10 protein-coding genes are annotated in these 13,093 nt (G+C 70.9%); 5 read left to right on the top strand and 5 right to left on the bottom strand.

Annotated features, from left to right (window positions below; all coding sequences use genetic code 11):
• Window positions 1-95: 95 nt before the first annotated feature.
• Together ACMXN5_RS07270 and ACMXN5_RS07275 are read right to left on the bottom strand one after the other, a co-directional pair.
• Window positions 96-2,309: an acyl-CoA dehydrogenase gene (locus tag ACMXN5_RS07270; protein WP_439674562.1), complete on the bottom strand. Its 2,214-nt coding sequence runs from the start codon at window positions 2,307-2,309 to the stop codon at window positions 96-98.
• Window positions 2,310-2,440: 131 nt separating this feature from the next.
• Window positions 2,441-2,935: a pyridoxamine 5'-phosphate oxidase family protein gene (locus ACMXN5_RS07275; protein WP_395785660.1), complete on the bottom strand. Its 495-nt coding sequence runs from the start codon at window positions 2,933-2,935 to the stop codon at window positions 2,441-2,443.
• 143 nt (window positions 2,936-3,078) lie between these two features.
• Here ACMXN5_RS07275 and ACMXN5_RS07280 point away from each other — a divergent pair, with 143 nt between their 5' ends.
• Window positions 3,079-3,894: an SDR family NAD(P)-dependent oxidoreductase gene (locus tag ACMXN5_RS07280; protein WP_439674563.1), complete on the top strand. Its 816-nt coding sequence runs from the start codon at window positions 3,079-3,081 to the stop codon at window positions 3,892-3,894.
• A gap of 131 nt (window positions 3,895-4,025) precedes the next feature.
• Window positions 4,026-4,883 (top strand): 3-hydroxybutyryl-CoA dehydrogenase, encoded by an 858-nt coding sequence (locus ACMXN5_RS07285; protein WP_380008426.1) that lies wholly within the window; start codon window positions 4,026-4,028, stop codon window positions 4,881-4,883.
• A gap of 67 nt (window positions 4,884-4,950) precedes the next feature.
• Here ACMXN5_RS07285 and ACMXN5_RS07290 read toward each other — a convergent pair whose 3' ends face one another.
• Window positions 4,951-6,582: an MDR family MFS transporter gene (locus ACMXN5_RS07290; RefSeq protein ID WP_439674564.1), complete on the bottom strand. Its 1,632-nt coding sequence runs from the start codon at window positions 6,580-6,582 to the stop codon at window positions 4,951-4,953.
• A 171-nt stretch (window positions 6,583-6,753) separates the two neighbouring features.
• On the opposite strand from ACMXN5_RS07290, the gene ACMXN5_RS07295 reads away from it, so the two are divergent.
• Both ACMXN5_RS07295 and ACMXN5_RS07300 read left to right on the top strand, forming a co-directional pair.
• Window positions 6,754-6,990: a LapA family protein gene (locus ACMXN5_RS07295; RefSeq protein ID WP_380008432.1), complete on the top strand. Its 237-nt coding sequence runs from the start codon at window positions 6,754-6,756 to the stop codon at window positions 6,988-6,990.
• Between the two features lie 22 nt (window positions 6,991-7,012).
• A complete protein-coding gene (locus ACMXN5_RS07300) occupies window positions 7,013-8,149 on the top strand; it encodes a hypothetical protein (RefSeq protein WP_439674565.1) in 1,137 nt (378 codons plus the stop codon).
• Window positions 8,150-8,255: 106 nt separating this feature from the next.
• On the opposite strand, the gene ACMXN5_RS07305 is transcribed toward ACMXN5_RS07300, so the two are convergent.
• Entirely contained in the window at window positions 8,256-10,160 is a 1,905-nt protein-coding gene (locus ACMXN5_RS07305; protein WP_439674566.1) for an ABC transporter permease/substrate binding protein, read from the bottom strand.
• Window positions 10,153-11,616, bottom strand: a complete 1,464-nt coding sequence (locus ACMXN5_RS07310) for a quaternary amine ABC transporter ATP-binding protein (protein WP_439674567.1) — start codon at window positions 11,614-11,616, stop codon at window positions 10,153-10,155. The genes ACMXN5_RS07305 and ACMXN5_RS07310 overlap by 8 nt, the downstream gene beginning before the upstream one ends.
• Before the next feature lie 621 nt (window positions 11,617-12,237).
• On the opposite strand from ACMXN5_RS07310, the gene ACMXN5_RS07315 reads away from it, so the two are divergent.
• The gene (locus ACMXN5_RS07315; protein ID WP_380008441.1) at window positions 12,238-13,017 is read left to right on the top strand and encodes a hypothetical protein; all 780 of its coding nucleotides are present in this window, start codon (window positions 12,238-12,240) and stop codon (window positions 13,015-13,017) included.
• Window positions 13,018-13,093: the final 76 nt, after the last annotated feature.

A 13,093-nucleotide genomic window follows, 5' to 3' on the forward strand; every position in this document is an offset into this window, starting at 1 on the left:
ATAGCCGTGAACCTGGTTGGCCGTGGACCTTGCCGGCCGTGGACGCTGTCTGTCGTCGCGGGACGCGGGGTCGAGGACCCGGGCGGTCGCCGGGTTCACCCCCGGGGCAGGCCCAGGATGCGTTCGGCGACGACGTTGAGCTGGATCTCCCGGGTGCCGCCGCCGAGCAGGACCGCAGGCAGCGAGAGGTAGTCGGTGAGCGGTTCGCCGGCGGGGCCGTCAAAGTGTGTGCCGCCGGGGCCGAACCGCTCCAGGCGCGCGGTGACCACGGCCCGCTGGTGCTCGGTGACCGCGAGCTTGAGCACGCTGGAGGCGGCGCCCGGGTTGAGCCCGGACAGGCGCTGGAGGGTCGAGCGCAGGGTGAGGGCGCGCAGCGCGAAGTTCTCCGCCGCGAAGGCGCCGAGCCGGGCGAGCAGCGCGGGGTCGTCGGCGGCGGGGGCTTGTCCCGCGAGGTCGGCGACCAGCTTGCCGAAGGCCTGCATGCCCGGACCGCCGGCGATCATCACCCGCTCGTTGGCCAGCGTCGTGCGGGCGATCCGCCAGCCGCCGTTCACCTCGCCGACCACCTGGTCGTCGGGGACGAACACGTCGTCCAGGTAGACCTCGTTGAACTCGGACCGGCCGTTGGCCTGTTTGAGCGGCCGCACGTCGATCCCGGGCGTGGCCATGTCCACCACGAAGTACGTGATGCCCTTGTGCTTGGCCGCGTCCGGGTCGGTCCGGGCCAGGCAGATGCCGAAGTGCGCCTCGTGCGCCTTGGAGTTCCACACCTTCTGGCCGTTCAGCCGCCAGCCGCCGTCGACCTTGGTGGCGCGGGTGGCCAGCGCCGCGAGATCGGAGCCGGCGCCCGGTTCGCTGAACAGCTGGCACCAGACGATGTCGCCGCGCAGGGTGGCCGGCACGTACGCGTCGCGCTGCGCCTCGGTGCCGTGCGCCATGATCGTGGGCAGCGCGAACTCGCCGATGATGGTGCTCGGCGGGGTCAGCCCGATGCGGGCGAACTCCTGCTGGATGACCACCTGTTGGGCCGGGTCGGCGGCGATCCCGTAGGGCCTGGGGTAGTGCGGCGAGACGTAGCCGAGTTCGGCGAGGCGCTGCCGGCGGGCGGGCTCGGGCAGCACGTGCGCCGCCGCCAGGTTCGCCGCCACCTCGGCCCGGAAGGCGCCCGTGTCGCCCTCGTCGAGTTCGAGGTCGAAGCGCCGGGTGGGGCCGCCCGCGAGCGCGGCGCGGCCGAGCCGTGCGGTCCACTCCCCCGCCGGGCCGAGCCACTGGCCGAGGAAGATCGCCCGGCGCCAGTACAGGTGGATGTCGTGTTCCCAGGTGAAGCCGATGCCGCCGAGCATGGTGATGCAGTCGAGCGCCACCTCGCGGGCGAGGGGCAGGCAGAGCACGGCGGCCTCGGCGGCGGCCAGGGCCAGTTGTTCGTCGGCGTCCGGGGCGGTGTCGTCGGCGGCCCGGGCCGCGTCCCAGGCGGCGGCGCCCGCGAGTTCGAGCCGGGTGAACACGGTGGCGGCCTTGTGCTTGATCGCCTGGAACGAACCGACCGCGACGCCGAACTGCTCGCGGATCTTGACGTAGGCCAGCGCGGTCTCGAAGCACCAGCGGGCCACCCCGACGGCCTCGGCGGCGGCCAGCACGGCGGCGAGTTCGCGCACCCGGGCGGTGGTGACGCCGGGCAGGACCCGGGACGCGGTGATCTCCAGGCCGTTCGCGCGCACCCGGGCCACGCCGCGGGCCAGGTCGAGCGGGCCGAGCGCGGTGACCTCGACGGCCGCGCCGGGCTCGGCCACGAACCAGATCTCCTCGGCCCGCGCCGGGTCGGCGTCGGTGCGGGCGCCGAGCAGCAGGTAGGTCGCGCCGATCGCGCCCGGGACCGGCTCGACGGCGCCGTGGATCTCCCAGCCGACCTTGGTGGCGCGCGCGGTCAGGCCCGGTACGACGGCGACCGCGCCGCGGGCGCCCTCGGCGAACGCGGGCAGCAGCGCCTTGGCCGGTTCGGGGCCGGCGTGGCGGGTCAGCACGGCGCTGGTGAGCACGCTGGGCAGGTACGGGCCGGGCAGCAGGCCGCGGCCGGTCTCCTCGACGGCGACGGCCAGTTCGAGCAGCCCGGCGCCCGCGCCGCCGTACTCCTCGGGCAGGTGCACGGCGGTCAGGCCCTGGCCGACCAGCGCGGTCCAGCAGTCCGGCAGCGCGCCGGCGGACAGGTGCTCGGCGGCGCGGCGGGTGCTCTCGATCGAGGCGTGGCGAGCGACGAAACCGGCTACCGATTCCGCGAACGCCTGATGCTCGGTGGCGAATCCGATCGGCACTGTGTACTCCCTCACCAATACTTGTCTCGATCAAGTAAGCAGACAGGCTACCTGACCGGATCCTGGGTGGCCAGATCCGCGCGGCCGGCCGGCCGGCGGTGCGTGGCGGGTGGGCGCGGGTGCGCCGGGGTTCAGCTCGGGCGGGTGGACGGCAGGCCCAGCTTGCGGTGGTCCCAGGAGACGATCCGGTCCGGGACGACCTTGATCACCACCCGCTTGTTCAGCATCATCTCCACGGCCGGGCGCAGTTCCTCGGTGTACGGCGCCGCGTAGCGACTGAACACGCTCACCCCCAGCTCCCAGATCCGCTCCGGCTCCTCGACCACCTCGGCCCTGCCGACGATGGACACGCCGCGCAGCTCCTCGTAGTACTCGCCGGCCTCGACCAGGCAGGTGATCGTCGGATTGCGGCGCACGTTCAGCACCTTCTGCGCGCGGGCCTTGCTCTCCAGGGCGACGTCGCCCTCCAGGAAGCCGTACCACATGCCGATCGAGTGGATGCTGCCGTCGGCGTTGAGCGTGGACATCGTCATCGAGTGCCGCCCCGCCAGGAACGCGGCGACCTCCTCGTCCGTCATCCGGACCCGGTCCCGCTGCTTGACGCCGTGGCCCATGTGCTCGCCCATACCGCACTCCCCTTTTGATTGCCTGGGTCAACCATTTGTACACTGCCACGCCCGGAGCTCGATTGACAGACCGTCAGTTTTGGCATCACGCAGGCCCGGAACGATGATTGACACTGCGTCAGGTCCTGCCTAGCGTCGGCGCCATGACCCGAACCGACGACTCCGAGGTCCCCGACTACCCGGCCCGACTCCGGCTCGACGGGCGCGGCGTCGTGCTGCTCGGAGCGGGCCAGGGCATCGGCCGGCAGACCGCACACGCGCTCGCCCAGTGCGGGGCCCGGGTGTTCGCCGTGGACCGCGACCCGGACCTGGCCGACGACATCGCCGGCGAGATCGACGGCATCGCCTGGTCCGGCGACGCGACCTCCCGCGCCGACGCCACGCGCCTGTGGGCCGACGTCGAGGCGCGCCTGGGCCGGGCCCACGCGATCGTCGACATCATCGGCATGAGCCGCTACGCCGACCTGCTCTCGATCACCGACGAGGACTGGACCTGGCACCAGGACGTGGTGCTGCGCCACGCCCTGCTCGCCCTGCAACTGGGCGGCGCGCACCTGGCCGCGCACGGCGGCGGCGCGATCACCTTCGTCGCCTCGGTGTCCGGCCTCACCGGCGCCCCGATGCACGCGGCCTACGGCGCCGCCAAGGCGGGCCTGATCTCCCTGGTCCGCTCCGCCGCCGTCGAACTGGGCCCACACGGCGTCCGCGTCAACGCGGTGGCCCCAGGCGTCGTCTGGACCCCAAGGGTCTCCGCCTACCTGGGCGAACCGGGCCGCAAGGCCAACACCGCCAACGCCCCCCTCAACGACGTGGCCCTCCCCGCCGACATAGCCGGCCCCCTGCTCTTCCTCACCACCGACCTGTCCCGCTACCTCAGCGGCCAGGTCCTCACCGTCGACGGCGCGGTAAGCGCCAAATTCCCCTACCCATTGCCCGACATGGACGCCGCCCCGCACTGACCGACCGCCCGAACCGAACCGTCGCCGCACCCACCGGACCTCGCGTGCGGCGCGTCGACGCGCGCCGAACGGCACCTGAGAGGATGCGGGGAGGTGAAGACGGTAGTGAGTCGTGGAGCGAGGAGTACGTGGTGAGCGATGTACGGCGCGTAGGGGTGGTCGGGGCCGGGCTGATGGGGTCCGGGATCGTCGAGGTGTGTGCGAAGGCCGGGCTCGACGTGCTGGTGGCGGAGACCAACGCGGCGGCGGCCGAGGCCGGGCGCGCGCGGGTGACCAAGTCGATCGATCGTGGGGTGAAGGCGGGCAAGCTCGCCGAGGCCGATCGTGACGCCGCGCTGGCGCGGGTGACCTACACCACCGATCTGGGCGAGTTCGCCGATCGGGACCTGGTGATCGAGGCGGTGGCCGAGATCGAGGAGGTCAAGACGCAGATCTTCGCCACCTTGGACAAGGTCGTGACGCGCGAGGACGCGATCCTGGCGTCCAATACGTCCTCGATCCCGATCATGAAGCTGGGCATGGCCACGTCCCGGCCGCAGCAGGTCGTCGGGATCCACTTCTTCAACCCCGTGCCGGTGCAAAAGCTGGTCGAGCTGGTGCCCTCGCTGCTCACCGACGAGAGCACGGCGGCGCGCGCCGAGGCGTTCGCGTCCGAGGTGCTGGGCAAGACGGTGATCCGCTCGCAGGACCGCGCCGGCTTCGTGGTCAACTCGCTCCTGGTGCCGTATCTGCTCTCCGCGATCCGGATGTTCGAGTCCGGCTTCGCCTCGGCCGAGGACATCGACAACGGCATGGTGCTCGGCTGCGCGCACCCGATGGGCCCGCTGCGGCTGACCGACCTGATCGGCCTGGACACGATCAAGGCGGTCGCGGACAGCCTCTACGACGAGTTCAAGGAGCAGCTCTACAGCTCCCCGCCGCTGCTGCTGCGCATGGTCGACGCGGGGCTGCTCGGCAAGAAGACCGGGCGCGGCTTCTACCAGTACTGAGCCCGGCCCCACACACACCACGAGGGCGGTCCCGATCGGGGCCGCCCTCGCGTCGTGTGTGGTCGGACTACGGCGTGCGCGCCTCGACCTTGTCGATGCGTACCGGCTCGCGGCCCTGCGCCGGCACCGTCTCCGCCCCCGGCGCCCGCTGATCGGCCTTGGCCACCACGACCGCCTGGCCCGTCTGCAGCGGGACCTCCTTGATCAGCAGCACCACGATCAGCGCGAGCAGGCCGAACGGCGCGGCGAACAGGAAGATGTCGCCCACCGCGTGGCCGTAGGAGTTCTCCACGATGCCGCGCGCCGGCTCCCGCAAGTGGTGCACGTTCGGGATCCCGCCTCCGCCGCCGGCGCCCGACTTCAGCCCCGCATCGGAGAGGTAGCCCGTGACCTTGGTCGCCATCACCGCGCCGAGCGCCGAGACGCCGACCGCACCACCCAGGCTGCGGAAGAACGCGACGACCGAACTGGCCGCGCCCAACTGGTGCACCGGCACCGCGTTCTGCACCGCGAGCACCAGGTTCTGCTGGAGCGCGCCGATGCCCATGCCGAGCAGGAACATGTACACCCCGAGCACCCACAGGTTCGTGTCCGCGCGGGTGGTGCTCATCAGGGTCAGCCCGATGGTCAGCGAGACGCCGCCCATCACCAGGTAGCGCTTCCAGAACCCGGTCGCGGTGATCAGCTTGCCGACCACCGTCGAGGCGATCACCAGGCCGCCGATCATCGGCAGCGTCATCAGGCCGGACACGGTCGGCGACTTGCCGCGGGCGATCTGGAAGTACTGGCTGAGGAAGACCGACGCGCCCATCATCGCCAGACCCACCGCGAGGCTTCCGAGCACGGCCAGCACGATGGTGCGCTGCTTGAACAACCACAGCGGGATGATCGGCTCCGCCGCCCGACCCTCGACCCGGATGGCCAGCGCGATCAGCAGCAGCGAGCCGAGCACCATGGCCGCGGTCTGCCACGAGACCCAGGCGTAGTTCTTGCCCGCCAGCGAGACCCACACGAGCAGCACCGACACACCGGCGCTGATCAGCGTCGCACCCAGGTAGTCGATGCTGACCTCACGCTTGACCACCGGCAGCTTCAGGGTCTTCTGCAGGATGACGATCGCGGCCACCGCGAACGGCACGCCGACGTAGAAGCACCAGCGCCAGCCCAGCCACGGGGTGTCCACGATCACGCCGCCGATCAGCGGCCCGCCGACGGTGGCCAGCGCGAAGGTGGCGCCGAGGTAGCCGCTGTAGCGGCCCCGCTCGCGCGGCGAGATCATCGCGGCCATGATCACCTGCGCCAGGGCGGTGAGACCGCCGACGCCGACGCCCTGGATGACCCGACAGCCGATCAGCATGCTCGTGTTCTGCGACAGGCCGGCCAACGCGGAGCCCGCCACATAGATCACCAGCGCGAGCTGGACCAGCAGCTTCTTGCTGGTCAGGTCGGCGAGCTTGCCCCAGATCGGGGTGGTCGCGGTCATCGCGAGCAGCGTCGCGGTGACCACCCAGGTGTAGGAGGTCTGGCTGCCGTGCAGGTCGGAGATGATCCGCGGCAGGGCGTTGGACACGATCGTGGACGACAGGATGGCCACGAACATGCCCAGGAGCAGCCCCGACAGGGCCTCCATGATCTGCCGGTGGGACATCGGCTCCGCCGATGTCTGCGCGGCCGATGCTGCGGCCGGTGCGTTGCTCATACCTACCCCTTCTACTGCGGATGCTCTGCGCCCGGACGCGGCTTCCCCACCCCCGACACTCGTTGCTTGGTACAACCATAGCAATCTTTGTTGCTGCAAGCAACTTTCAAGAGATGGTCAAGTCGGCGCGCCTCACAGTGACCGAGCGACTACGCGAATAGGATCTGCGCCATGGCAAAGACCCCTCAATCGGGCACTTCGGGCGGCAATATCGGCGGTGTCTCGTACCGCACGATCGGCATCGCGGTCATCGTCGTCCTGAGCGTCTGGTTCGTGCTGGCCAACACCGGCTCGGTGAGCATCCGATTCTGGATCCCGACGCTGGCGGCGCCGCTGTGGATCGTCCTGGTCGGGACGTTCGCCGTGGGCATGTTGACCGGGTGGTGGGTGAGGGCCAACCGGCGCTGAGCCGCCGGATATCCTGGGCCGCATGCTTCGCTCCAGGCTGCGTCCGGCCGTACACGTGGCGAGCCTGTTGACCGCCGGCGTACTCGTGGCCGGCTGTTCGAGCTCCGCCTCCCCCTCCGCCGAACCCTCCGCGATCACGCCCACGGGGTCGGAGACCACTACGCCCGTCGGCGACACGGTCTGCGCAGGTCTGCTGCCCACCTCGGCGGTCACCGCGCTGCTCCCGGCGGCGCCCGCGTTCACCGGCAAGGACCATCAGCCGCTGCCGCACTACCCCGTGCTGCGCTGCCAGGTGACGGCGGGCGAGCGCTCGTTCGTCGGCTCGGCGTACCTGTTCAACATGGCCGGCGCCGAGCGGGTGCAGTTGCCGGGGCTGACCACCACGGGGTCGGCGCCGCTGGGCAACGGCGACAACAAGCTGTACGGCATGGCCGGTGCGGACGACGCCTGGCTGGTGCAGAACTGCAAGGTGCAAAACGTCGAGAACCCGGTCCCGATGCTGGTCCGGGCCCGCACCCTCGCCCCGGCCGGCACGCCGAACCAGCCGGACCAGCGACAGCAGTTGGCCGACCTCGCGGTGGACCTGGCCAACGGCGTGGCCAAGGCGGCCGGCTGCGAGTCGGACCCGGCCCCCCGGCCGGACAGGATCAAGCCCGCGAGCGAACCCAAGCCGATCACCGACGCCCCCGTCTGCGGCATGCTCGACCCCGCCGCGCTCGGTCCCCAGGCGGCCGGCGATCAGCGCGCGCGCTGGACGGCCGCCGCGACGCCGGAGGGACCCGGTGCGATCCAGGGCTGCGATCTGTTCCTGGACAACCGGCGGGTGCTCTCCTTCGCGATCGTGCACGGCTACCTCGCCCCCGGCGCCGAGGCCCCGGGCGAACGCGCCATCCTCTCCGAGCGGCTGCCCACCGGCGGCATCGCCAACGACGCGCAACTCGCGGGCACCGTCGAGGGCAAGGTCCTCGGCATGTGCGACGGTCACAAGGTGGCCTACCAACTCAGTCGCCACAACGGCGAGGACCCCCCGGGCCGAACCCTGGGCCAACCCACCGAACAGTTCTTCCGCGCTTTCGCCGACGGCGCCTCGAAGTGGGGCCTCCGGTGCGATCCGATCCACCCCAAGCCCCCCGAGGAGAGCTGGGAGTTCCGCTCCTGACCCGACGCGCGCCGGCAGCGCGAAGGAGGGCGCCGCGAACCTCGCGCGACGCCCTCCCCGAGCGGTGCCGTCAGCCGACCGCGTCACCCACGTGGGTGACCGGCGGTCAGGACACCTCCGCCCGCTCCCGCGTTGCCGCCGGCAGCGACTGCGGTTGGGCGCTCCGCCCGTCACTGCCGCCGTCGCGCTTCGGCTCGTCGGTGCCACCCGTCCCGGATGTGCCGCCCGCAGGCGGCAGTTCGCTGAGGAACTTCTTCTCCACGTCCGGGTTTTCCTTCAGGTACGCCTTCACGCCCTCGGCCGCCGCGTTCGGCTTGCCCGCGTAGTCGACGAAGACCTTCTTCTCCAGCGGACCGAGCACCGAGTCGTCCAGCTTCAGGTTCTTCACCCACGTGTTGACGTCGGGGAAGTCCTTCGCGAAGCCCTTGCGGCCGATCGAGCTGATCCACCCCGGCGCGCCGTACGACTGCTTCGGGTCGGCCAGCGGCTTGATGTCGTACTTCGTGTACGCCCAGTGCGGACGCCACATCGTCACCACGATCGGCTTGCCGGCCGCCATCTGCCGGTCCAGCTCCGCGATCATCGCGGGTGTGCTGCTCTTGACCAGGTCGAAGTCGAGCCCGTACTCCGGGATCAGCTTCTTCTCGGTCAGATCCATGATGTTCGCGCCCGGCTCGATCCCGACGATCCGGCCGCCGAACTCCTGCTCGTGGCCCTTGAGATCCTCGACCGACTCGTACGGCAGGTTCTTCGGGATCGCGAGCTGCACGTCCACGTTGTTGTACCAGCGCCCGATCTCCTCGAGCTTGGACCCGTACTCGTCCAGGTACTTCTTGTGCAGCGTGGGCAACCACGCGTCCAGGAACAGGTCGATGTCGCCGCGCGCCAGGCCCTGGAACAGCGGGCCCACGTCGAGCTGCTTCATCGTGACGTCGTAGCCGCGCTTCTCCAACAGCTGCTTGTACATGTTGGTGACCACGACATCCTCCTCCCACGGGATCCAGCCGACCGTGATCTTCTTGCGACCACCGTCGGAGGCACCGAGGCCGAAGCCGCCGAGCAGCCCCGCGACCAGCGCGACGGTCACCACGCCGCCGACCGCCACGACCGGGCGCGGACGCCAGTCGAGCAGCCACTTCGGCGTGAAGCCCTCGGCGCCGCGCACGGCCTTGGCGCGCTTGGCCCGCGCCTCGGCCCGCTGTCCGGCCGCACCGACCGTACGGTCCAGGTAGATCGCGAGCACGACCACCGCGACGCCGGCCTCGACGCCCAGGCCCACGTTGTTGTTCGACAACGCGCCGAACACCTCGCTGCCCAGGCCGCCCGCGCCGACGATGCCGGCGGTGACCACCATCGACAGCGACAACATGATGACCTGGTTGACCCCGGCCATGATGGTCGGCAACGCGAGCGGGAACTGCACGTCCTTGAGGATCCGCCACTCGCTCGTGCCGAACGCCTCGGCCGCCTCGACCATTTCGGCGTCGACGCTGCGGATGCCCAATTCGGTCATCCGCACCCCGGGCGGCAGCGCGAAGACCACGGTGGCCACGACGCCCGGCACCTCACCGATGCCGAAGAACGTGATCGCCGGGATCAGGTACACGAACGCAGGCATCGTCTGCATGAAGTCGAGCACCGGCCGCAACACCGCGCCGACCGCACGACTGCGCGCGGTCAAGATGCCCAACGGGATGGCGACCAGCAGTGCGATCGCCGCCGAGACCAGCACCAGGGCCAGCGTGGACATGGCCGGCTTCCACATGTCCAGGCCGTCGATCAGCAGGAACCCCGCCGCCGCGACCAGCGCGAACACCGGCCCGCGCACGGCCCAGCCGATCAGCGCGAACAGCACCACCACGACCGGCAGCGGCGAATCCGTCAGCCAGTCGGCCAGGTGGGTGACCGCGCCGCCGACCACGCTCCTGATGAAGTCGAACAACCAGGAGAAGTGGTCGCGCATGAAGTCGACCAGGCTCTCGGCCCAGTCGCCCAGATGGATCCTAGGCATCGTCGCGCACCTCGCCCTCGGCCCCGAGCCGCTCCACGACCGACTCCGCCGCCGGCGCCGGTATCCGCACCTCGACCGAGTCGACCGGCGTCGCCGCGCCGGAACCGGTCACACCGTCCGCGCCGGCCGTACCGCCCGTGCCGGTCGGGAGCAACTTCTCTCCCGATCCGACCGGCACCAACTTCCCCTCCGGGCCCGCGGGCACCAGCATCTTCACGCTCCCGGTGTCGGTGACCCCGAGCGTGCCGCCGTCGGCCTCGCCCGACCCCCCGGCGGTGTTGCCGAGCGCGGCCAACAGGCTGACCCGGGGCACCACGCCCACCAGTCGCATGCCCTCGTCCACCACCGCGAGCGGCAGCCTGCTCTCCGCGCACGGCGCGAACAACTCGGCCACCGGCGTCTGCGGTGTCACCGTGACCACGTCGAGACCAGGGTCCGGCCGGACGGTGCGCTCACCGGTCCGCGCCGCCTCGGTGACGGCCGCGTCGGTGACCGCGCCGAGCAGCCGGCGGCCGTTCTCGCGCGTGTCCACCACGAAGGCCGCCGTGGTCTGCGCCTCGCGCATCGTGCGCATCGCGACGCGGGGCCCTTCTCCGCTGGTCACCGTGGCGCGCGAGTCCTCCATGATGGAGCCCGCGGTCAACACCCGGGTGCGGTCCACGTCCGCGACGAAGGACGCCACGTAATCGTTGGCAGGGTCGGTCAGGATGTCCTCGGCGGTGCCGATCTGCACCACCCGGCCGTCGCGCATCACCGCGATGCGATCACCGAGCCGCATCGCCTCGTTGAGGTCGTGCGTGATGAACACGATGGTCTTGCGCAACTTCTCCTGGAGTTCCAGCAGTTGGTCCTGCATCTCGCGGCGGATCAGCGGGTCGAGCGCGCTGAACGACTCGTCCATCAGCAGGATGTCGGCGTCGGTGGCGAGCGCGCGGGCCAGGCCGACCCGCTGCTGCATGCCGCCGGACAACTCGCTCGGCGCGGACTCCTCCCAGCCGGCCAGGCCGACCAGGGCAAGCGCCTCCCGGGCCCGCCGGTCGCGCTCGGCGGCCGGCACCCCCTGGACCGACAGGCCGTAGCCGGCGTTCTCCAGCACCGTGCGGTGCGGGAACAGCGCGAAGTGCTGGAAGACCATGCTGATGCGCCGGGCGCGCACGTCGCGCAACTCCCTGGCGGGCAACGAGGTCAGGTCCCGGTCGTCGATGTAGACGGCGCCGGCGGTGGCGTCCAGGAGACCGTTGAGCATCCTCAGCAGGGTCGATTTGCCGGAGCCGGACAGGCCCATCACGACGAAGATCTCGCCTTCGGCGACCTCGAAGGAGACGTCGATGACGGCGGGGACGGTGGTGCCCCCTCGTACGTCGTCCCGGCTTGCGCCGGCACGCAGCCGGTCGAGCGCGTCGTCGGCTCGACGGCCGAAAATCTTGTACAGGCCTTCGGCCCGGAGTCTGGACACGGATACCTCGTTGTTCGGGCCGCGGAGGAACGGAACCGTTGATACCGGTTCCGGGCCGGAGCACCGCCGTGATGAGGGCGCCGGCGCCGCGGGCTGCTGGATGCGGGAGTACGGCCGACGCAGAAACGTCACGGCAGCGGCGCACGTCCGGGGTCGAACGCCTTTCCCGAGTCCCCTCGGAAAAGTTGTATCCCGCATTTGTTACCGGGCGTGACTTGCCCGAGTGATTCCGACGGGAAACATATGGAGATTCACGTCTCATTGACACGCTGCCATATGTCCGAATTCACCCATTAATTACCGCATTCGACCCACCCCTTTCATCGTAATCTCCCAGTGATCATCGGGTGATCCCGGCGTAATGGCATGGCCATATCCATAACCCTCGGTCATCGCATGACCACTCGATGGCGCATTCCGCACCTCAACCGCCGCGCTCGGGCGTGCACTCCGGCGCCGTCGCCCGAATGGCCGTGGCGCGGGCGGGGCGCACATGCCCCATAGGGGTGACGTTCCCGCATTCTCCAGGTGACACAACGTCACCAGGCGGTAACGTCCCGGCGCGAGAACGCAGGCGGCGATCCCTCACTGTCGCACACCCCCCAACCGATGGAGCCTTCCGTGTCACGCTTGCTCGACGTCAGCCCCGAGGTCCGCGCCGAGATCGGCGACGACGAGGCCGCCCGCCTGGTGGCAGGGGAGACCGGCCCCCAGACCTACGCGTGCGCCTCGTGCCGCGGTGAGGGCGACACCACCTCCGTGGAGACCAGCGCGCTGTTGTACCTGGCCGAGGAGACCGCGGTACTCGCGTTCGCGCACACCCGCTGCATCCCCTCCCAGGTGATCCCGGTGTCCGAGGCCGCCGTCGAGCCGCTGCTCGCGGCGCAGGCCAACCCCGGGCTCGCGGTGCAGACCGTGGTGCCGGGCGGTCCGGTGCCGATCTCGATCACCGGCAGCATGGTGGTGTGCGCGGGCGTGACCTACGCGGCGCTCGTGGTCGAGCCCGGGGCGGCCGTGGCCCGTCCGGGCACGCCCGGCGCGCAGGACGAGTTCCTGTCGCTGCTCGGCGAGCGCGGGTTCGCGCCGATCGCCTCCCCCGAGGAGACGCTGCCGCCGCTGCTCGGCGGCTGGTCGGTACAGATGACCGACGGCTACCTGACCGCGGTGCTGTTCCCGGGCGCGGGCGGGCGTACCGAGGCGTGGTGGCAGGCGCAGACCCCGGCCGAGGTGCCCGAGGCGTGGTTGAACGCGGCCAAGACGCACAGCGTCGTGCTGCTGTTCGCCGCCCCGGTCGGCACCATCGGCATCCACACCGGCAACGACGAGTTGGCCGCCGCGCTGAGCGAGGCGGGTCGGCGCAACCTGCTCGCGGCCGGATCGGTCCCGGTCAGCGGCATCTGACCGGGCCGCGCGACAGCCTCGACCGCGCGCGGCCCACGCCGGGAGGCGACCTGTACCGGGTCGTCTCCCGACGCTC

The organism is Embleya australiensis (genome assembly GCF_051903075.1).
Taxonomy (GTDB): domain Bacteria; phylum Actinomycetota; class Actinomycetes; order Streptomycetales; family Streptomycetaceae; genus Embleya.